The organism is Nostoc sp. MG11 (assembly GCF_014904695.1).
Lineage (GTDB): Bacteria > Cyanobacteriota > Cyanobacteriia > Cyanobacteriales > Nostocaceae > Komarekiella.
Genome location: NZ_JACXXN010000007.1, coordinates 95303 through 115943, shown reverse-complemented (window position 1 = coordinate 115943; position 20641 = coordinate 95303). Strand labels below are relative to the sequence as shown.

The 20641-nt window shown below is 39.2% G+C and carries 18 protein-coding genes and 1 pseudogene; 12 read left to right on the top strand and 7 right to left on the bottom strand.

Features of this window, described 5'->3' with window-relative positions; translation table 11 throughout:
- Window positions 1-175: 175 nt before the first annotated feature.
- Window positions 176-787, top strand: coding sequence for a nuclear transport factor 2 family protein (locus tag HCR01_RS13155; protein WP_320073111.1), 612 nt, complete (start codon window positions 176-178; stop codon window positions 785-787).
- Window positions 788-996: 209 nt separating this feature from the next.
- Here the strand turns inward: HCR01_RS13155 and HCR01_RS13150 are convergent, their stop codons facing one another.
- Both HCR01_RS13150 and HCR01_RS13145 read right to left on the bottom strand, forming a co-directional pair.
- Complete coding sequence (locus tag HCR01_RS13150; protein ID WP_193196613.1) at window positions 997-1434, bottom strand: (2Fe-2S) ferredoxin domain-containing protein; 438 nt, start codon at window positions 1432-1434, stop codon at window positions 997-999.
- A gap of 89 nt (window positions 1435-1523) precedes the next feature.
- Window positions 1524-2204, bottom strand: coding sequence for a GntR family transcriptional regulator (locus tag HCR01_RS13145; RefSeq protein ID WP_193196612.1), 681 nt, complete (start codon window positions 2202-2204; stop codon window positions 1524-1526).
- 80 nt (window positions 2205-2284) lie between these two features.
- On the opposite strand from HCR01_RS13145, the gene HCR01_RS13140 reads away from it, so the two are divergent.
- A complete protein-coding gene (locus tag HCR01_RS13140) occupies window positions 2285-3907 on the top strand; it encodes a 2-isopropylmalate synthase (RefSeq protein WP_193196611.1) in 1623 nt (540 codons plus the stop codon).
- A 317-nt stretch (window positions 3908-4224) separates the two neighbouring features.
- A pseudogene (locus HCR01_RS13135) lies at window positions 4225-4653 on the top strand (KTSC domain-containing protein).
- Here HCR01_RS13135 and HCR01_RS13130 read toward each other — a convergent pair.
- Complete coding sequence (locus HCR01_RS13130; RefSeq protein WP_193196610.1) at window positions 4641-6896, bottom strand: tetratricopeptide repeat protein; 2256 nt, start codon at window positions 6894-6896, stop codon at window positions 4641-4643. The pseudogene HCR01_RS13135 and the gene HCR01_RS13130 sit on opposite strands and share 13 nt — an antisense overlap.
- Window positions 6897-7154: 258 nt before the next feature.
- On the opposite strand from HCR01_RS13130, the gene HCR01_RS13125 reads away from it, so the two are divergent.
- A complete protein-coding gene (locus HCR01_RS13125; RefSeq protein ID WP_193196752.1) occupies window positions 7155-7499 on the top strand; it encodes a type II toxin-antitoxin system VapC family toxin in 345 nt (114 codons plus the stop codon).
- Between the two features lie 93 nt (window positions 7500-7592).
- Here HCR01_RS13125 and HCR01_RS13120 read toward each other — a convergent pair whose 3' ends face one another.
- Window positions 7593-7967, bottom strand: a complete 375-nt coding sequence (locus HCR01_RS13120; RefSeq protein WP_193196609.1) for a DUF4870 domain-containing protein — start codon at window positions 7965-7967, stop codon at window positions 7593-7595.
- Between the two features lie 429 nt (window positions 7968-8396).
- Between HCR01_RS13120 and HCR01_RS13115 the strand changes: the two genes are divergently transcribed.
- The 4 genes from HCR01_RS13115 (at window position 8397) to HCR01_RS13100 (ending at window position 11862) form a co-directional block, all read left to right on the top strand.
- The gene (locus tag HCR01_RS13115) at window positions 8397-8657 is read left to right on the top strand and encodes a hypothetical protein (protein WP_191758721.1); all 261 of its coding nucleotides are present in this window, start codon (window positions 8397-8399) and stop codon (window positions 8655-8657) included.
- Window positions 8658-8904: 247 nt separating this feature from the next.
- On the top strand, window positions 8905-9288 hold the full coding sequence (locus HCR01_RS13110) for a VanZ family protein (RefSeq protein ID WP_193196608.1): 384 nt from the start codon (window positions 8905-8907) through the stop codon (window positions 9286-9288).
- A gap of 469 nt (window positions 9289-9757) precedes the next feature.
- Window positions 9758-10243, top strand: coding sequence for a hypothetical protein (locus HCR01_RS13105; protein WP_193196607.1), 486 nt, complete (start codon window positions 9758-9760; stop codon window positions 10241-10243).
- Between the two features lie 404 nt (window positions 10244-10647).
- A complete protein-coding gene (locus tag HCR01_RS13100) occupies window positions 10648-11862 on the top strand; it encodes a hypothetical protein (protein WP_193196606.1) in 1215 nt (404 codons plus the stop codon).
- Between the two features lie 157 nt (window positions 11863-12019).
- Here HCR01_RS13100 and HCR01_RS13095 read toward each other — a convergent pair whose 3' ends face one another.
- The gene (locus tag HCR01_RS13095; protein WP_193196605.1) at window positions 12020-13801 is read right to left on the bottom strand and encodes a DUF262 domain-containing protein; all 1782 of its coding nucleotides are present in this window, start codon (window positions 13799-13801) and stop codon (window positions 12020-12022) included.
- A 108-nt stretch (window positions 13802-13909) separates the two neighbouring features.
- Complete coding sequence (locus tag HCR01_RS13090) at window positions 13910-14842, bottom strand: 1-aminocyclopropane-1-carboxylate deaminase/D-cysteine desulfhydrase (RefSeq protein WP_193196604.1); 933 nt, start codon at window positions 14840-14842, stop codon at window positions 13910-13912.
- Window positions 14843-15059: 217 nt separating this feature from the next.
- On the opposite strand from HCR01_RS13090, the gene HCR01_RS13085 reads away from it, so the two are divergent.
- The 3 genes from HCR01_RS13085 to HCR01_RS13075 all read left to right on the top strand — a co-directional run bounded on the left by HCR01_RS13085 (window position 15060) and on the right by HCR01_RS13075 (window position 19336).
- Window positions 15060-16790: a diflavin flavoprotein gene (locus HCR01_RS13085; protein ID WP_193196603.1), complete on the top strand. Its 1731-nt coding sequence runs from the start codon at window positions 15060-15062 to the stop codon at window positions 16788-16790.
- A 184-nt stretch (window positions 16791-16974) separates the two neighbouring features.
- Window positions 16975-17490 (top strand): phosphate-starvation-inducible PsiE family protein, encoded by a 516-nt coding sequence (locus HCR01_RS13080; RefSeq protein WP_193196602.1) that lies wholly within the window; start codon window positions 16975-16977, stop codon window positions 17488-17490.
- Between the two features lie 112 nt (window positions 17491-17602).
- Window positions 17603-19336, top strand: a complete 1734-nt coding sequence (locus HCR01_RS13075) for a diflavin flavoprotein (protein ID WP_193196601.1) — start codon at window positions 17603-17605, stop codon at window positions 19334-19336.
- A gap of 2 nt (window positions 19337-19338) precedes the next feature.
- Here the strand turns inward: HCR01_RS13075 and HCR01_RS13070 are convergent, their stop codons facing one another.
- Window positions 19339-19536: a hypothetical protein gene (locus tag HCR01_RS13070; RefSeq protein WP_193196600.1), complete on the bottom strand. Its 198-nt coding sequence runs from the start codon at window positions 19534-19536 to the stop codon at window positions 19339-19341.
- 403 nt (window positions 19537-19939) lie between these two features.
- On the opposite strand from HCR01_RS13070, the gene HCR01_RS13065 reads away from it, so the two are divergent.
- Complete coding sequence (locus HCR01_RS13065) at window positions 19940-20617, top strand: sigma-70 family RNA polymerase sigma factor (RefSeq protein WP_193196599.1); 678 nt, start codon at window positions 19940-19942, stop codon at window positions 20615-20617.
- The last annotated feature ends 24 nt before the right edge of the window (window positions 20618-20641 follow it).

Genomic DNA, 20641 nt, shown 5'->3' with positions numbered 1-20641 from the left:
AGGTAAGCTCTAGCCTAATGTGCAAGTATTTTAGCTTATTAAAATAAGCTAAAACTTTCATATAAAATTTTAGTTTGTGGCGAAGTACAAGATGCAAAAACTATAAAAATAAAGGATTCATTCCGTGGAAAAAAGAAAAGAAAATGGGCGAATAGTTTCAAAGGCTATCTCATTTGTGTCACATCGTATAACTTTGATTGTGCTTGCAGTCACTCTTGTTTTATTGCTTGGAGGTAGATTTGAACTAGCAAGTGCGGCTCAACCTAATGCAGAATTAGAAATTCAAAAATTAACAGCCTGTTACGCTCTGGGAACTGATGCTATTGGTGAAGGAAATCTTGCAGGGGGAAAAGAAATTTATCGAGATTGTTTTACTCAGGATGTAGTTATTACTGCCATTTTTCCTGATGGAGCAAGTGTAACACGTATTGGGACAGACGGTTGGGCGGATTTTGTCTATTCAGTATTCCAAGGAAATGGATATCAAGCTACTCAACACTTGATAGGTACGATAAACATTTCAGTTGAAAACAATCAAGCAACGATGACTTCTTACCTCCATGCAACCCACAAACGTTCAGAAACCAGCATTGATGTCGCTAATGGTACTTATCAAGATGAAGTCGTCAATATAAATGGACGTTGGAAAATCCGTCGTCGTACTCTTAAACTCATCGATTTCTTGAACCTCAGTTCGCCAACCGCTAATTCCTCAATTACTAATTCCCGAACTACTAATTCTTCAACTACTTTGGTAAGACCAAATATACCTCGTTTAAAGGAGTAATTGTTCGGGCATATAATGGCAGCAATACAGTTTGGATAAGTACTCTTTGTTTCTTTTTTATCTAGGAAGAGAGTAAAGATAAAAAAAGAAAAGTAAGGGGTGAATATTTGAATTCACCCCTTTTTTATTTCACTCTTAGCTGAACCGTGGTAGAGTACGAAACACAGTTTGGCATGAAAAAGTATTTTAGCGTTGGCAAACTTGTTAAGTCACCCATTATTCTGCTTGATGCGTGAGTAGAGAACTTCGCGATCGCTTTGAGGATTTACAATTAAGCATTGGCCATTGCCGTCACTTACCTCACTTACAAGAACTACAGCAACGCCAGTCCGGGGACAAGCGCCTAAACAACTGGTGCTAACAACCCGAAATTTACCCCATAATCCCTCAAATTTCAGACGAGATTTTAACCAATTCTGTAAGTCTTCGGAAGCCGTTGAGCTTCTGCTAGCTCGATGAGAGCTATTTGACTGCTCGTTTGCACATTGTGAACATACAAGCACTAAACCAGACTTCCATTGGGGAGAAGTAGGAATAGAAGTATCTATCAGGCGAGAATTGAGGGGTGAACGTTCTTGAGAATTGGATGAAACCTTCTTAAGGATGCGTTGGAGCAATGCTTTGATACGCCGAATCAACTTTTTCATAAACGACCTACCTATTTCTCTGACAGGATAGTGTAAATTTCCCGTTTAGTCTGTTCTAGTAGATCACATATATTGAGTTCCTGCAAAAATTAGCGCTTTTGAGCTTTTTGCTGCAAGTATGCAACTAGCTGCTCTCCTGCGGTGTCAATGTGTCGTTTCAATAACCGGACAGCAGTTTTTAGATCTCGCTGACGACAAGCATCCAAGAGTTGATAATGTTCTTTTTGTGATCGCTCATGATAATCCATTTGCGTCAATTGCACACGGACATAGCGATCGCAATTAACATGCAAGTTTTTAATCATCATCAGCAGCCGAGGACGTTCCGCAGCTGCGTACAGCGTCGCATGAAATTCCCAGTTGAGTTTTGCTAACACACCTGCATCGGTGGCTTGGTCAGTCGCTTCCAGAATCACAGCAGCCTTTTCTATATCTGCTTCGCTTAATTTAGGTATTGCTATTTGTATCGCTTTGACCTCCAAGGCGCTACGAATTTCGCAGATTTCTTGTGCCTCTGCGGCTGTTAGCACTGATACCATTGCGCCGCGATTTAGATGCAGCGTTACCAATCCTTCTGCTTCGAGTTGCTTGAGTGCTTCGCGCACGGGAATACGGCTGACTCCAAACTGAGTGGCGATTTCATCTTGTCTTAAGTATTGTCCTTCCTGAAAAATACCCTGCAAAATCGCTTCCCGCAAGGCGTCGGCAATTAAATCTGGGGTACTACGTTGCTGTTGTAGCACGTTGGCTACTAAGTCATTTAAGTTCATAATTTATATTGTATACAAAAAATCGTATACAATATCCAAAGTTACAAACAACAATCCCCTGAAAATTACGGGAGACAGTTATGAGCATTGCATCTCAAGCAGACCGAGTTATCATCTTCGACACCACACTACGGGATGGCGAACAGTCGCCAGGCGCAACATTAAACGTAGAAGAAAAGCTTGCAATCGCTCATCAACTGGCTCTACTCGGTGTTGATGTGATTGAAGCCGGATTTGCCGTAGCCAGTCCCGGAGATTTCCAAGCTGTTAAAAGTATTGCTGAACAAGTTGGGATACCGGGTGGCCCAATCATTTGCAGTTTGGCGCGAGCGATTCGCCAAGATATTCAAGCAGCTGCCGAAGCTTTGAAACCTGCTGCTCACTCCAAAATCCATACGATGATTTCTACTTCTGATATTCACCTCAAATATCAGTTGAAGAAGTCCCGCAGCGAAGTATTAGTGATCGCCGAAGAAATGATTGCATACACCAAATCATTTGTAGATGATGTAGAATTCTCTCCAATGGACGCTAGTCGCACTGAAAGAGAGTTTCTCTATCAGGTGTTGGAGGTAGCGATCGCCGCAGGTGCAACCACGATTAACATTCCCGATACGGTTGGTTACTGCACACCCAAAGAAATGGGAAATCTCATACAGGGAATTCGAGAAAACGTTCCTAATATTGATCAAGCGATTCTTTCCGTTCACACTCAAAATGATTTGGGTTTAGCTACAGCTAACGCTTTGGCAGCAATTGAATACGGTGTACGTCAGGTAGAATGTACGATTAATGGTATTGGTGAACGAGCAGGTAATGCAGCGTTAGAAGAGATTGTTATGGCCTTGCAGGTTCGCAAACCCTTTTTTAACCCCTACTTTGGTCGTCCAGTCGATTCTGAAACACCCTTAACTAATATCAAAACCCAAGAAATTTACAAAACCTCATCCTTGGTTTCCCAATTAACTGGAATGTTGATTCAGCCGAATAAGGCGATTGTTGGAGCAAACGCTTTTGCTCATGAGTCTGGGATTCACCAAGATGGTATCATAAAGCACCGTGAAACCTACGAAATTATGGAAGCTGCTGCGATCGGTTTGCCGGAAAATCGTATTGTTTTGGGTAAGCACTCTGGAAGGAATGCTTTTCGTACTAGGCTTAAGGAATTGGGGTTTGATTTGAATGAAGCAGATTTGAATAAAGCCTTCAATCGGTTTAAAGAAGTCGCCGATAAGAAAAAGGAAATATCAGATTGGGATTTAGAAGCGATCGCTAGAGATGAAACGCAAATTCAAGTAGAAAGTGGCTTTCAAATTGAACACGTCCAGATAATCTGCGGTGACTGCACCTGTCCCACTGCAACCATCACAATTGTCACCCCCGATGGCAAAATTCTCACAGATGCGACTGTTGGCACAGGCCCAGTGGATGCAGTGTATCAAGCAATCAGTAAAATGGTGCAAATTCCCAATCAACTAATTGAGTTTTCCGTCCAATCTGTAACAGAAGGAATTGATGCGCTGGGAACCGTTACAGTTCGCTTGAGGCATCAAGAGCGGATATTCTCTGGACAAGCATCTGATACTGATATTGTGGTGGCAGCAGCTTATGCTTATATAAATGCCCTGAATCGTCTCTATCGTTACTTGCAAACGCAAAGGCTACATTCGCAGGTGACAGACTCTACTGTCATCTCTAGATAGGTTATTGTTTGTAGTTGGCGCTGTCTTTGCTAAAGCACCAACTACGAAACTATCAAAAGCAGAATTGGTAGCATTAGTGACTGAGGAAGGCATTTGGAACGATGTCACAATCTTTTATGCGTTTGGTCGAAAGCCAATAAACAAAACTTCACTGGATAAACAACAGCTTTCCTAATGTGGGATTTTTCAAGAATAGCGACTGTGACAACTTGGTTAAACAAGCTTGACAGTCAAATACTTTTATAGTACATTTATACTATAAAGCATTTCAATAAAATTTAACACTCCCGCACTACGCCACCACGAGAGCAAAATAAATGAAGCTATCTAAGGTAGACTTGAGCAGTTTAGTAGCGATCGCTCACTCTGACGGATATTTGCAGTTGTTGCTTGACCGAGGCGACGAGTTAGAGTTTTTGGAAATTCCCGCCGCCAGTACAAGCTTATGAAGGACTACGAGTCTGAACGAGATTATTGCTGAGACTCCTGCACTGCCGTTTGAAGAAGAACCAATTGCCATGTTACCAGTTAGCTCATCAATGGCGATCGCTGTCGGCTACGATAGCGACGAACAGATTTTACAAGTTGAGTTTCAAAGTGGTGCAGTTTACCAGTATTCGGGAGTAGAGTCAGAAACTTGGGAAGATTTGCATTCAACAGACTCAATTGGTAGATTTTTCAATGACGAGATTAAAGGTAGATATGAGTGCGATCGCCTAGATTATGCAGATGATCATTGCTGTTGATGGCTTTGAATCAATTGCTGAAAACGCTTATCCTCTGCAATCTCATCAAAATCTAAGTCAACCGCTGCTTCTTCTTCGTATCTGGGATTAAGTTCAATTGCTTGTCGGAGAGTTTCTAGAGCTAATTCAACTTGGCTTTGTAGTGCATAACAAGCTGCTTTATTGTAATAAGCACTAGCATAATCTGGTTTAATTTCCAATGCTTTATTAAAACTAGTGATCGCTTCATCATCACGTCCCAATCGTACCAAAGTATAACCTCGTTTATCCCAAGCTTTTGGAGAATTAGGTTGAAATTGTAGCGCTTGATCAAAGGAAGCGATCGCATCTTCGTATTCTTCCAATTCTATCAGAGCCAGACCGCGATTCATCCAGGCAACTACATCATCATGCTTGACTTGCGTAGCTTGATCAAAAGAAGCAAAAGCTTGCTGATGCTGTCGTAAATAGCCAAAAGCCACACCGCGATCGCACCAAGCTTGATGGTCATTAGGATTAATGTTAATAGCTCTATCATAAGAAGCGATCGCATCTTTGTAGCGTTTTAGTCTTGCAAGAGTAATACCGCGTTTGAACCAAGTTACAGCATCATCAGGCTGGATTTGAACTGCTTTATTGTAAGCTGCGATCGCATCATCATATTGCTTTTCAGAAAATAGAAGATCGCCTTCTTTTACATAATCATCAGCAGAGACTTCCAATTCTTCTGGATCTTGCTGTATTTTTTCCTCAACTTCGTGATTTATGACTTCTGGAATGGATGTAGATGTGATATCTACTAATTCTTGAAGGATTAAATCTTTTCTTTGTTGAGCATCCATTTGTAGCTCAGACAACTGTGAAACAAACTCTGTTTTTAATTGCTCTAGTTTTTCTAAAATGAGAACTTTTTGATGTTGAGTATTTAATTGTAATTCTGAAAATTGTGAAGTAAATTCAGAGCCAGATTTTTCTAAATCATCAATAATTAACTCTTTACGTTTTTGAATATCTTCCTGTAATTCGGATAGCTCAAAGGCAAATTCTGATTGTAATTTTACTAAATTTTCAATAATCTTATCCTTTTGCTCCTGAGCATCTAATTGTAATTCAGATAGTTCAGAATTCAATTGACTATTTACTTTTCCCAGATTCTCAAACGTGATATCTTTTTGTTGTTGAGCATCTGCCTGTAATTCAGATAGTTGAGATGCAAATTCTGACTGTAATTTTGCTAAATTTTCAAATGTGAGATCTTTTTGTCGCTGAGCATCTAATTGTAATTCAGATAACTCAGATTTCAATTGACTATCTACTTTCCCAAAATTTTCAAGCGTGATATCCTTCTTCTGCTGAGTATCTGCCTGTAATTCAGATAGTTGAGATGCAAATTCTGACTGTAATTTTGCTAAACCCTCAAGAGTCTGATCCTTTTGTATTTGAGCATCAAACTGCCATATAGAAAGTTGAGATTTAAAGTCAGACCTTGATTCTTCTAAATCAGCAACAGCTAATTCTTGCTGTTGTTGTACCCCCGACTTTAAATTAGATAGTTCCTCAGCCAGAGCCGATGCTAATTTACCTAGATTATCCAGCGCTATATCTCTATTTTGTTGAGCGCTTAACTCTAATTTAGATAAACCAGAAGCAAATTCTGATTCTAAAGTTTGGATATTTTTTTGAGATTGTTTGATTTCAGTTTCTAATCTAGCTAATAACTGTACTTTAGTTTGATCTAGCTCAGATGTAAGTGAATAGAAATTACTTTCTTCGCTTTTGATTTTTTGTTGTAAAACCCCAGTTTCCTGTTCTAATTCATGAGTAATATTTTTAGCTTCTTGAATAATATTTTCGGCGTCTTGCTTAACAGTAGTGAGTTGAGTTTGTAATTTTTCCATTCCCTGTAGCTGTTTCATTGCTCTATCAGCAATTTCACGGATTGCCACCCGTCGCAATAGCCAAAATAAAGCAATTGCTGCAACTGGAAATAAACTTAATATGACTAGCCAAACATTGAGCAGGATGGTTGTACGGCTAAAAGCGCGATTGAAATCAGACTGGACTTGCTGTTGAAGTCGCCTTTCGGCTCGCAGCCGTGCCAATTCTTCCCGCTCCTGATTTGATAGGACTGGAGCAGGTGTCAGTGCTGGGGAGGGAGTAGGTGCAGGTTGTCCACTGACAATCCCAGTGGACAGTAGCAAAGGCGAAAAGACAATAGCGCTTTTCAACACTAAAGCAAAAACAGTTTGATTTTTGTTCTTCATAACAACCATCCCCATCTGTTGGTCAGCTTTGGAAGCGGCGTGCCTCTCTACAATCTATAACAAAATTAAGTTGTGATATATTCTGAGGGGTATCGATTGACTAAACCTCACCCCCCAGCCTTTACAGGTATAAGTTTCTTAACTGTCGCGGCGATCGCGCAGCGTTAGCGAGTATTCAAGCGTCGGAGTCCCCCACCATACGTAAAAAGTTGGTGGAGAAGAAACGCCGATCCGTGACTCTTTAATAGGAAAAAGTTTATTAGTGGTGATAATCGTTTACCAACAGATGTTCGAGATGTAATTTACAATCTAGACAACAAAGTCTATCTAAGTGTTATCTCGATGTGGGAGTCTATTATCAAATATCAATTGGGCAGACTACCATTACCAGAATCTCCCGAAACTTATCTTCCCAAACAACGCGATCGCCATCAAATTGCAAATCTTGACCTAGATGAAAGCAGCGTTACTCAACTTGGTAGTCTACCATCATTGCACAAAGACCCCTTTGATCGGATGCTTATTTGTCAAGCTTTACACCACGGCTTAACTATTGCAACCGTGGACGCAGAAATTATCAAATACTTAGTTGATCTCATTTAAGAGATAATTATCGAGAGCGATCGCATAATAAATAAAAAAGAGATATATCTCAATCCCTTTTTCAAAAACAAACTTAATTTTGAGTTGGTGTGATTAGAACAATCGAAAAATAAACGGATAACGGAACGGTACATCTGGCTGGCCAAAACAGTGCAACAATGCCCAAATTGTCAGCCCCCAGTGTATTGCAAAGCCAAGAGCAATAACGGGGAAAAACAAAAGTCCGCCAATACCAAAAGTTATCCAAGATAGAATCCCAATTGGTACTCCAATTAAAGTTGCCCAGAACCAAACATTGAAGTGAAAATTAATCGATTCTTTGGCATTACTTTTAACAACTGGATCGTCAGACATTAAGTTAATTACAATTGGAACTCCAATTGAAAACAATGCTGTACTAAAGAAAATCGCCCCATGAGACAGAGATGATAGCAATTTGCGTTTATCAGAATTGTATGTAACTTGCATCTTGGTGGCTCCTCCACTTACTTTCTAGTTTTGATTTTAACGGAGACTTAATAAGTTTTGTATTGCAGTTTACCGTACTCAAGAAGTTTTCCAGCTTTTCCTTGAGATAGATTAACTTTGACGGCTACTCAACAACTACGGATTATGAGGTTTACCGAACCCTCATAATAGAAGAGAAGTTTGGCGTCATTGCTTTAACGCCACTGCAAGGTGGGTAGACGTTAAACAGCTTGTCGTCAGACATCGTACTAATTTAGTGAAGCATGATTTGCTGCGATCGCAGTATTGGTATTGCAAAATGAATCTAAAAAAGCCGTTGAAAATCTGCTTTGATGTGGAGTAGCATCTTACCTACTCTTAAACTAACATCAGATTATATCAAGTGGACACAAGCCCACTATCAAAATTACTCTATAAAGGCGGTAGAAAATGAGTCGCATAAATCCCTACACGCTACAAATGCAAATTACCCGAATGTTTGGGCAAGGACAATCATTGTTTGCTACAACCAAGGTACATGAATGGTTGAAAGAAAGGAATCATAATCCACTAGATTATGATGTTATTTTTCATCAAAAACCTGCTCCCCCTGGCTCAAAGGAAGTGATGGTAGTGGAAATTGAATTACGCCGTAAGGATGGACAACCTGTAGATCCGTGGTTGCAAGAACAAGCAAATCTCCATGCTTAAATGTATCAATTCAGGACTTACGCACTCAGATCCCCAACCCCCTTAAAAAGGGGGCTTTAGAGGTTTTCCCCTTTTTAAAGGGGCTAGGGGGGATCTAGGTTTCAGGCTTCAGTGCGTAAGTCCTAAAATTATAAATTTCAATTCAAATTCACATTGTCTTAACAGATTTTACTAAAATAGAGCATTCCCAATTACGGAATGCTCTTTGTTGTATTTGTAGTCATAAACATCTTTTAAAATCATCAAAATGAAATTTAATCAGCGTTGGGTTTTTGCATTTTGGGTTTACTTTGGGATTTTAATGTCAATTTCTATATCCGCCTACCTAAAAGTCATACCATCCGAATTATCACAATTTCCCTATTACGATACAATCTTGCATTTCCTGTTATTAGGAATCGCTGCTTACTTAAGTCATCTGGCCTTAAATAAACGCAAGGTTCAATTCTTAAATATTTCTCTGCCACTTGCACCGCTAATTGTGGTATTTTTTTGTATAATTGACGAAACAATTCAATTATTTACGCCTCATCGCAGCTTTGATTTAGTTGACTTAGCCGCTGATTTATGTGGTATTGTCTTATTTACCTGGTTAGCAGAAAGACATAAACTTATTAGTAAATCTGAATAAAATCAAATTTTTTAGGCTTAGATTTCCGACTAAGCTTAAGATTCCCGACTTATTTGATAAGTCGGGAATCTATTTATTTTCCGAGATCTAAAGAATTGACAAATATATCAAAATATTTGTCATTGCAATGTCATACGTAGAATCAGATAATATTTTTAATACAAATAATCTTAGTCAATTTTTCTCACTTGTGTTTTACAAATATCTAAAGAACTGATAAATATATCAACATAATTTTCATTGCCGTTAGAGATTAAATTACCTAAATTGTTAAGTGTGAGTAGCATTGATTACAAACTGACTATCTACTTTCCATAAGGTAACAAAGCTACCTTAATAACCCAAGAGCTATTAACTAGCTCTGGCAACAAGAAAACAGTAAGAAAGTTACGAATTAGGCTTAGCTCTGTCTATCTAATGTTGTCAAGTTAACAAGATTCGTACTTTAACAATAGGAGGATTAATCCTGATGGCAGATTCTATTAATGCTGGTAGTGGCAACTCTTCTACTAATGATCCTAGTGAGCTGCTTCGGCGATCACCCTTTGGTGTCTTGTTTGACATTCCAGGTGTAGATTCAGACACCATCCTCAAGGGTTTTAGCAGCGCTGTTGGTGGTGGTGGTGATAACCCGTTTGGTACTGGTAGCAACCCAAATAGCGGTGATGCACCGTATGGCGGTAATCCCTTTGCTAACCTTGGCAATCCGCGTGCTGAGGGCAGCGTGTTCACTGGTGGTACTAACCCTTGGGCTGCTAGTGGTGGTAATTCATCTGGTGGTAGCAATCCGTTCGCAGGTGGTAGCAATCCGTTTGCAGGTGGCAGCAATCCTATTGCAGGCGGTGGCGATAATCCGTTCGCAGGTGGTAGCAATCCGTTTGCAGGCGGTAGCAATCCTATTGCAGGCGGTGGCGATAATCCGTTCGCAGGCGGTGGCGGCAATCCATTTGCTTAGTCAGATTATAACGATATCCATGAGTAAAAATTTGGATTTTTAAGTTCGTTTTTACTATAAGTTGATGACAGTTTTATTACTGTCATCAAAACTAATGTGTGAATCATTTTAATACAACCTTTCATGCAATCAAGTCATTATATTTAGCTATTAAAAAAATATATTAAGTAGCTATATGTAAATTAATTAAAGTTTGTAGTAAGGACTTTAGTCCTGATCATCCTTGTTTTGAGCGATGAATCGCTCACTAAGAGCTAAAATGTTTTTATATTTAATTATACCTATCTACTTAAAGAAAAAAAACAAATGAATACTAATATTATGAATTAAATTTCAAAGTTGCCTTTTTCGATATTTCTCTGTTTTGGTAAATTATTGAATTAAAAATAGGATAGTTATTGCTGATGAAAACGTCTACTAGTAACTCGATGAATGGTGGGGGTAATCCCTCATCTGGTGGTAATTTGCCTTCGCGATCGCCTTTCGAGAGTTTAGACTTTTTAGGTGGCACTGGCAATACCTCTGGTACAAATAGCAGTAACATTCCAGGTGGCGGTATTAACCCGTTTGCAGGTGATGCTGGCAGTAAGCTTCAGCAATTAGTTTCTAATCGCTTGAAGCTAGTTCTAGGTGAAGACTTTTTCAAGAATACCAATAAAGCTTTCGCAAGCGGAGGCAACCCTCCCATTTCTGGCGGTGGTAGCAACCCGTTTGCTGGTGCTGGCAGTCTGCCTCAGCGATCGCCATTCGAGCCGTTGAGAGAAGTTATTGGTGATAACATACCCTTTAGCGGTAACAATTCCAATACTGGTAGCAGTGGTAAACCTGTTGCCAATGCCGGTAGCCCGCCCTTTAATGCAAGCAACGCACCCGTTGGTAATGGTAATAGGAACTTTGGTAGTGGCAACGCAACTATAGGGAATTTCAACTCAAACTATGGTAGTGATAGCGCAACTATAGGCAATGGTAACTGGAACTTTAATAAGAACAATGCAACTATAGGTAATGGCAATTGGCTATTCGGAAAAGACAACGCAACCCTTGGTAACGGCAACTGGTATTGGGACGACGGAAGTAACAACGCTACCCTAGGTAATGGTAATTGGCAATTCGGCAGTGATAACGCAACCATCGGCAACGGCAACTGGGATTTTGGCGATAATAACACAGTAATTGGTAATGGCAATTGGATCTTTACTAGTGGTAATAAAATCGTTGGTAATGGCAACTGGATAGTAGATGATGACAACACAACAATTGCTGGTTTAGAGTCGTTTCCACAAGGGGTGAGAGATGATGTTGACAACCTAATTAACTCTCTCATAGGCAGAATAGGTAAAGATTTTGTTGGGTTAACAGGAAATCTTGAAGTATCAGACGCCCAAACGTTTAACCGACTCATTCTTTCTAAAGGTACTAACATTAATGGCGGAAATATATCTACCGATATTAAGCGGCTTTTAGCATCCCTCAACCCAAACCAGGGAAATACAATTTATCAGCCTGGGCATAATAGTCAACCTGTTCCAGAACCTACTTTTTCAGCATCGTTGATAGTAGCAGGACTTTTGTATTTACTGTTGTCGAAGTTCAAAAAAAGGAGCTTGAAAATACAGTAGTTATCTTAAGTTGCACTATTATCAATTAATCAATTGTCCAGATACCCGACTTTTTTGATAAGTCGGGTATCTGGATGTTCACGAATAATTTAAGATTGCTATATTGTGGATAGCGATCGCAGTTTAGATAAACTATATCAACAAAATAAGTAATTATTTAGAAATGGACATTATCTATGCGATCACCCAAATCAAAAACATTAAATTTAATTCCATCTAATTTCTGCTTTAAAGCCTCTAATAAGAGGTTGATTCTTTCCTCAACAAAAACGTTGAGAGCTTTTTCAGGAAGTGCATTGGCTCTTGACCATTCAAGAATAGTAGTAGGTATAAGATGGGAGCGTAGTACTGCCTCTAAATTAGGCTCGTCATATTCTTTTAGATAATCTAATGGATTTTTATCACTAATTTTTAAATTAGTTATTTGAGACAAATAAGCAATATTCATTAAGCTATCTGATTCTATTTGATTAGCAATGCCACTTTTTTTGAGAAAGTTAACTGGAAATATATGGTGTAAGCTAGGTTTATCTGTAAGTAAGTAATAAACATCAGATAAAACGTACCTATAGGGTTTCGCCCAATCTTGCGGCTGATGGTTTGCATAAAGTGATAGTATTGCTCTGGATAAACGACCTCTATAACTGTATAAAGATTTTCTTAACCGATTTTTATCTATTTCAAATTGATTGAATGAGTACGTATTTTGAGACTTTTGTTGATTAACAAAGTCTATATGTTGCCAAAGATGAGTAGTGTTTGTTAGTAAATCTTCATTGTGAAAGCTGTAATACCAAAAATACTTTTCTAAAAAACTATAGTCTGGTTTACTATTACGATAAAAATATGCTGTTACGGTCAAATATAAATATCGATAAGGAATTAACCTTGGTCCCTTGATATGTAAACAATTATCAAAAAAGTCGAAAGTCTTAGTAATCGCTGTTTGAAAATCTAACCATACAGCTTCAATATGCTCTGTTTTTAGTTCATTAAGATATCTGTCAGTAATATTTTGTATTCCTGCATCAGGCAATGTAATTTTGACTACTACAGTTAGCATTTGGAGTAATGTCCAATCATCAATGTTTGCATATTGACTACTAGCAATAGACTCTCTAAAATTATTAATTAGTTCACGAAGATAAAAACCAGGAATATTATTCTCTTCATCTTCAATACGAAAAGTTTTAGCAACTACAATATCAAAGATATATAATGGTTTGCCAGCTTGATTAATCCGCTCAAATATTTGGCAGACTTCTGCAACTTCAATACCTCGTAATTCAATAAAGGAAATTCTGTAATTATCAAAAACTTCTTTACACTTTGCTAGCTGTTGTCTGTAGGGATGATCGTAGTCACCATAACCACTTTGATACAGGTTTTTTTCTACAGTACTGTAATGATTTTTAATATCTTCTAACTTGACAATTAGTTTTTCTTCATAACGTTTCTTCTTACTGTGATTTCCTTTATTTTGACTATTACGATCATCAATTTCATCCCAAAATAAAAATCTTTTTGTATAGCTTGTGTCATCGGTGGCATCAGTAAATTCAATAGTTAAGTCTATATACAGCGTTGGATCAAAGTTTTCCTTGTCAACAATCTTTCCGCCATATATTGATGTTAAAAGGGCAGTTGTCCTTTGTTGTCCATCTAAAATATATTGGTACTCACCAGAGGAAAAATTATTAGCAAGCTTAATACCTCCTATTTCTCTATGGCTTTCAAGCTTCGTACTAGTTTTCCAAATCAATATGCTTCCTAAAGGATAAAATTTATAAATACTATCCCATAGTTTTTTAACATTTTCTTTCTCCCAGACAACATCTCTTTGAAAAGTTGGGACTTGATACTTCCTAGCTAAGAGATTATCTAAATAGGTAGCAATGGCAGAATTAGTTGGCTGAATGCGATCAGTATATGTAGACATTGAATTAACCTTACTTAATTTTGAGTAAATATCAGATTTGAGTAGAGAACTTCGCTAAAGTTAGTAAAATTCTATACAAAGTTAACTGATATTTAGCTAAGCGGCAACTCAGATACTAGAAACTGTTTGCAACCGCGCTTCCATGCCGGCATTGCCTTGCAAGCCGCCAGTGTGTACTAACAGCAGGCGATCGCTTTGAGAAAAAAATCCTTGCTGTAGCAAATTCATCACCCCATAAAACATTTTGGCAGTATATACGTAATCGAGAGGTATACCGTGCGCTTCTTTGAACTGTTGAGTAAACCTTAGCAACTCGTCGTTCACCTTTGCATAGCCGCCGAAGTGGAAGTCACATACCAGTTCCCAAGGGCCTGGCTTAGTTGGCGCAGGTAGACCAGAAGCGAGATAATTTGTCAACAGGTTGTCGATTTCTTGTGCAAGAAATGCCCCATTTTTGAGTACGGGAAAAGCGATCGCTTGCTGTCCTTCATGCAACGATAGTGCAATCCCAGCAAGTGTGGTAGCAGTACCACAAGCTACGCATATAGTATCAAATTCTGCTGTGTCAATTATCTCTGTGCAACCGCGCACACCGTTCAGATTGCAGCCACCTTCGGGAACGATAAACACTTCACCAAAGCGTTGGCGCAGATATTCTTGTAGCGCTGTTGTGTGCCGCTGGCGATACGTCTCGCGGTTGAGATACACAAGCTGCATACCCTGTTCTACAGCAAAACGCAGCGTGGGGTTTAGCGGTAGCCTTTCCTCCCCACGAATTACGCCAATGGTGCGAAAACCGAAAAGATTCCCAGCCGCCGCAGTTGCATAGATGTGGTTAGAATAAGCACCTCCGAAAGTAAGCAGCGTTGTGAAATTTTTTTGTTTGGCTTCCAATAGGTTGTACTTCAGCTTAAACCACTTGTTGCCGTTAACCCACGGATGTATGAGATCGAGGCGCAGCACATATAAATCAACATTAGCGCGGTGGGCGATCGCACTCTTAATCTGCTGTATATGAGGAAGAAGAAACATTGACGACATGGGTAAATAATCTAACTTGAAAGTTATATTTTCTCGCGTTTATTCTTGAGGAGAAAAGTAATGATAAACATTGAGTAATTTCAATGGTGATTCTATCAGAATAAACAATAAATATTTCTAATGAATAGCCTTAGGAATTGGCATTTTACTAATCTAGGAATTCAGGTAATTATAAAAAGAACACTCGCTCTAGATAATATCTTTTTGGAAAAAACAAATGGTTGCACTCACACAGCCGACTCAAGTTCTTCCCAATCCAGGACGTTTGACGATTGAAACTGTTGAAATTGCTCCCCAAACTACTGCTATTCGCTGTCTCGACTGGGATAGAGAACGTTTTGATATCGAATTTGGTTTACGGAATGGGACAACTTATAATTCTTTCTTAATTCAGGGAGAAAAAGTTGCCTTAGTTGACACTTCGCACCGCAAGTTTGAGCATTTATATCTTGAGATACTTGCGGGATTGATTGATCCAACTAAAATAGAATACTTGATTATTAGTCACACAGAACCCGATCACAGTGGCTTAGTGAAAGATATTTTACAATTAGCTCCCTCAATTACCGTTGTTGGTGCTAAGGTAGCTATTCAATTTCTAGAAAATATGGTTCATCAACCATTTAAATCTATACAAGTGAAAAGTGGAGAACGTTTAGATTTAGGTAATGGACACGCATTAGAATTTATCTCTGCACCGAACTTACATTGGCCTGACACAATCTTTACTTATGATCACAAAACTTGCACTCTCTACACCTGTGATGTGTTTGGGATGCATTACTGTGATGACCATACCTATGATGAAAATCTCAACTCAATAGAAGAGGATTTTGCATATTATTATGATTGTCTCATGGGGCCGAATGCGCGGTCTGTCTTGGCTGCTCTAAAGCGAATTGAAAACTTAGAAATAGGAACAGTTGCAACGGGACATGGCCCCTTACTGCAACACTATATTCCAGAATGGCTTGGACGGTATAAAAGCTGGAGTCTAGAACAAGCGAAAACAGAGACATTAGTAGCATTATTTTACGTTGAAGATTACGGATTTAGTGAGCATTTAGTACGTACCACGGCACATGGATGCACAAAAACAGGTGTAGCAGTAGAATTAGTAGATTTAAATAGCGCCGAGCCTCAAGAAATTCGAGAGTTAGTCGCACAAGCTTCTGGTTTAATTATTGCAATGCCATCCCAATTTTCGGTAATGGCTCAAGCTGCCTTGAGTACCATCTTAGCTGCTGCTCATAATAAACAAGCAATTGGTTTATTAGAGTCGGGAGGGGGAGAAGATGAACCGCTTTATCCCTTACGAAATAAGTTTCAAGAATTGGGATTAATTGAAGCATTTCCCCCTATTTTAGTTAAAGAAAATCCAACACAAGCAACCGAACAACTTTGTGATGAAGCGGGGACAGATATAGGTCAATGGTTGACCCGCGATCGCACAATCAAACAAATCAAATCCATCAATACAGATCTAGAAAAATCCCTAGGACGTATTAGCACGGGATTGTATATTATCACAGCCAAAAAAGGAGAGATTCAGAGCGCAATGTTTGCTTCTTGGGTGACACAAGCAAGCCTTAATCCTTTAGGAGTAGCGATCGCAGTAGCTAAAGAGCGAGCAATTGAATCTTTTATGCATGTTGGCGATCGCTTTGTTTTAAACGTTTTAGAAGAAGGAAACTATCAAGGATTAATGAAACATTTTCTCAAGCGTTTCGCTCCTGGCGCGGATCGTTTTGCTGGAGTGAAAACATATCCTGCTACTAATGAATCTCCCATTTTAGCAGAAGCTCTGGCTTATATGGAATGTGAAATTACTAGCCGCATGGATTGCGGAGATCATTGGGTCATTTACAGCACAGTCCAAACCGGACGAATTGCCAAAGTAAATGCACTTACCGCCGTCCATCATCGCAAAATTGGCAATCATTATTGAGGAGCTAGAACACCAATTATTTCGTAGAGATGTTGCATTGCAACGTCTCTAAAGTCGACGATAATTTGTCATTTTACCGAAAATAAATCGGGTTTTTACGATTACTGAATCGATGCTCTAGAAGGCACAAAGCAGAAATTAGTTATTTTCACCTTTTAACCTTTAACCTTTCACCTCATTCCCTATGTACAAGGCTGCTGAGAATACCCCAATTACTATGTACGAAATCAATCGGGGGCGCGTCGTGCGAACCTTGGAATTTATTCAAGATGTGATTGTAATTTCTTTGTGTATCGGTTTATTTAGCTTCATGGTGCTTCAGGTGAGAGATATGTTTCTCTCTCTACTTCCCCCTTTAGATTTTCATGCTGTTACCGCCGATATTCTGTTTTTACTCATCTTAGTTGAGTTATTCCGACTGCTGATTATTTATCTACAGGAACATCGAGTATCTATTGGGGTAGCTGTTGAAGTTTCCATTGTTTCGGCTTTGCGAGAAGTCATCGTTAAAGGTGTTCTAGAAACAAGTTGGAGTCAAGTTTTAGCAACTTGTGCTTTCTTATTAGTTCTGGGAGTACTACTGATACTCCGAGTTTGGCTACCCCCCACCTTTGATGGCATTGATCCTGAACAAGAACTATCTAAACGTTACAAAAATCGCATCAAATCAGAATTAGCCCAAACCAATGGCCGGGAATAGAGACTGAAGACTCTTAAAAAGGGAAAAGGGTAAGGGGATAGTCTTTCCCTTTCCCCCTTACCGCTTTCCCCAATCGCTAATCCACAATCCCCAATATTTAGAGAGGTTTACTGTGTCTGTTGCTACATTAACGCCTAACCGTAAGAGAGATGTACAGGTTGCGGAAATTGGTAAAGATACCCTAATCTTGCGATCGCGGACTTGGGAACGCCTAAAATTTGAGGTTGAGTATTCCCGTCAACGGGGAACTACAGCAAATTCTTATTTAATCCAAGGTGATAAAAAAGCCTTAATTGATCCTCCCGGTGAATCTTTTACCGAAATTTACCTTGAGCAACTCGCGCAACATCTAGATTTCAACACCCTAGATTACATCATTCTTGGTCATGTCAACCCCAACCGCAGAGCAACTTTGAAAGTGCTGCTTTCTCAAGCTACTCAAGTTACTTTAATTTGTTCTCGCCCCGCAGCCAATGCCTTAAAAACCGCCTTTCCTCAATGGGAATCACGCATTCAATCCGTGCGTGAAGATACTTTAGATTTAGGACAGGGACATCATCTATCATTTATTACTGTACCAACTCCTCGGTGGGCAGATGGACTTTGTACCTATGATCCCATCACCAAAATTCTTTACACAGACAAGTTTTTTGGCGCTCATATTTGTGAAGATACCCTATTTGATGAAGACTGGAAGGCGTTAGATGTGGAACGTCACTATTATTTTGACTGTCTCCATGCGCCCCAAGCAAAACAAGTTGAAGTTGCTTTAGAAAAATTTTCGGTTTTTGGAGCAAAATGTTATGCTCCGGCTCATGGCCCAGTTGTGCGTTATAGCCTCAGCCGTTTTACTTATGATTACCGTCAATGGTGTCAAGGGCAAAAATCTCAAGAGTTGAGTGTCGCTTTACTCTATGCTTCTGCTTATGGGAATACTGCAACTTTGGCTCATGCGATCGCTCAAGGTTTGATTGAAAATGGAGTCAATGTAGAATCGATCAACTGTGAACTAGCAGATTCTACAGAGATTACCCGCATTGTAGAAGCTTGCGATGGATTTATTATCGGCTCACCTACTTTAGGCGGTCATGCACCGACTCAAATTCAAACCGCTTTAGGAATAGCCCTCTCATCAGCAGCTAAAACGAAGTTAGCAGGGGTGTTTGGTTCCTACGGTTGGAGTGGAGAGGCAATTGATGTATTAGAAAGCAAACTCAAAGATGCCAATTATCGTTTAGGGTTTGAAACAATCCGAGTCCGCTTTAGCCCAACTCCTGAAATTTTACAGCAGTGTCAAGAAGCAGGCGCTTCCTTTGCCCAAAACTTGAAGAAAACCAAAAAACTGCGTACTCCCCGCCAAGTAGTGACAGAAACCCAAGTAGATCGTACTGAACAAGCAGTAGGGCGAATCATTGGTTCTTTGTGCGTTGTCACAACTCGTGATGAAGAAACCCACAAAGGGGTTTTGACCTCTTGGGTATCTCAGGCAACTTTTAACCCACCAGGGATCATGATTGCCATTGCTAAAGAGCAGAATGCAGATTTAATGCGTCATCCCGGTGATAAATTTGTACTGAATATCCTCAAAGAAGGCAGAAATATCCGGCGTTATTTTTCTCGTCAAAGTACTTTAGGAGATAATCCCTTTGCCAATCTTTCCACACAAACTGCTGTTAATGGTTGTCTGATTCTAAATGAGGCATTAGCTTATTTAGAATGTACGGTAACAAATCAACTTGAATGTGGTGATAGATGGTTAATTTATGCTGTAGTCGATAAAGGAGAAGTATTAGAAAATGATGGTGTAACTGCTCTAGAACATCGTAAATCAGGCAGCTACTATTAAAATCATTCTCTGATTAACCCAAAAGCGATCGCCCCAATACTACTAAAAATTCTGAACTTTTCAAGATGTAGGTTGGGTTGAGCAACGCGAAACTCAACATGGATATTGGGGTTGGGTTTCACTTCCCTACGGGACGCTACGCATAGCTTGCTTCCTCGCAGAGGTACGTTCAACCCAACGCTACAATTTTTTTGCAACATTTTAGCCTTGCCACGCCACTACTAAAAATTCTGAACTTTTCAAGACAGGGTACACCGATAAACACAGATAATTTATCGGTGTTTATCTGTGGTTATCGACCTGCATTGTTATTGCATCGGTCTGCATTGCTATTGCATTGCTAATTTTATACGTTCCCAACTTTGTCTAAAACACATCGCCTATCTCTTCCAGTAGTTTTGCATGAACTTTTGTAACAAATTGCAGAATTCTGCACTACCACAACCGAACCGTCAATAGAAATACTCAAAGCAAACTTCATACTACGGAGGAAACAATCTAAATCAAAAGGCAACACAACCTAGTTTGTCTTTTTTGAAAAAATTGGTTTTAAACTTTACCCCAATGGTGAATTAAAACTGGAGGAACAAGGAGACTTAGATAATGAATGAGGGTTTTGAGAGTGCTTTATCAGGCGATGACTTTGATCAGTTACTTCAACGGCTAGTAGAAGAAGCTCAACAACACCCACCTCAGAGTCCTCAAAGGCAGCGAGCTTTACAAAAATTGGTCAGTGAAATTTTACAATCAAATCGGCTGCGTCATCCTCAAAGAGATTCATGGCTGCTTAATCTTTACGAAGACCTTTATAACGAGGCACTCCAGAAAACTTTACTGGAAATCTGTCAAAATATTGATTACTACAACTCAGAACATCAAGTCATGGCATGGGTTAATTTTCTTTTGAAAAACCGCTTTATTGATGTTGTCAATGACTATAAAAAACAAGGAATAACCTATATTCCCAAATCTGAGAAAGAGCAAATAACTTGTTTTCTATTTTTGGATGATTTAGAACAGTGCATACCATTAGAGGATCAGCGTTCTGATGACGAATTGCTCCGACATTTTCTAGAGGATGATCCAGAAAACTTGCTCAAGAATGAACGACTAAGAAATAATTCCGAAGTTACTTTTCAGGATTTAGCTTTAGCAAAATTTGTTGAAGACAGAACTTGGACAGAAATCGCCGCTAACTTAGGAATCTCAGTTCAAACACTTTGTAGTTTTTTCAATCGCCGATTGCAGAAACTCATGCCTTATTTCAAGAAATATTTATAGGAATAATTAGAGAAGCATATAGAG

Excerpts from the sequence above, each read along its gene's own strand:
- HCR01_RS13085 (WP_193196603.1), top strand. The coding sequence starts at position 15,060 with ATGGTTGCACTCACACAGCCGACTCAAGTTCTTCCCAATCCAGGACGT.
- HCR01_RS13110 (WP_193196608.1), top strand. The coding sequence starts at position 8,905 with ATGAAATTTAATCAGCGTTGGGTTTTTGCATTTTGGGTTTACTTTGGG.
- HCR01_RS13065 (WP_193196599.1), top strand. The coding sequence starts at position 19,940 with ATGAATGAGGGTTTTGAGAGTGCTTTATCAGGCGATGACTTTGATCAG.
- HCR01_RS13145 (WP_193196612.1), bottom strand. The coding sequence starts at position 2,204 with ATGAACTTAAATGACTTAGTAGCCAACGTGCTACAACAGCAACGTAGT.
- HCR01_RS13070 (WP_193196600.1), bottom strand. The coding sequence starts at position 19,536 with ATGTTGCAAAAAAATTGTAGCGTTGGGTTGAACGTACCTCTGCGAGGA.
- HCR01_RS13105 (WP_193196607.1), top strand. The coding sequence starts at position 9,758 with ATGGCAGATTCTATTAATGCTGGTAGTGGCAACTCTTCTACTAATGAT.
- HCR01_RS13100 (WP_193196606.1), top strand. The coding sequence starts at position 10,648 with ATGAAAACGTCTACTAGTAACTCGATGAATGGTGGGGGTAATCCCTCA.
- HCR01_RS13120 (WP_193196609.1), bottom strand. The coding sequence starts at position 7,967 with ATGCAAGTTACATACAATTCTGATAAACGCAAATTGCTATCATCTCTG.
- HCR01_RS13130 (WP_193196610.1), bottom strand. The coding sequence starts at position 6,896 with ATGAAGAACAAAAATCAAACTGTTTTTGCTTTAGTGTTGAAAAGCGCT.
- HCR01_RS13115 (WP_191758721.1), top strand. The coding sequence starts at position 8,397 with ATGAGTCGCATAAATCCCTACACGCTACAAATGCAAATTACCCGAATG.
- HCR01_RS13150 (WP_193196613.1), bottom strand. The coding sequence starts at position 1,434 with ATGAAAAAGTTGATTCGGCGTATCAAAGCATTGCTCCAACGCATCCTT.
- HCR01_RS13095 (WP_193196605.1), bottom strand. The coding sequence starts at position 13,801 with ATGTCTACATATACTGATCGCATTCAGCCAACTAATTCTGCCATTGCT.
- HCR01_RS13090 (WP_193196604.1), bottom strand. The coding sequence starts at position 14,842 with ATGTCGTCAATGTTTCTTCTTCCTCATATACAGCAGATTAAGAGTGCG.
- HCR01_RS13140 (WP_193196611.1), top strand. The coding sequence starts at position 2,285 with ATGAGCATTGCATCTCAAGCAGACCGAGTTATCATCTTCGACACCACA.
- HCR01_RS13080 (WP_193196602.1), top strand. The coding sequence starts at position 16,975 with ATGTACAAGGCTGCTGAGAATACCCCAATTACTATGTACGAAATCAAT.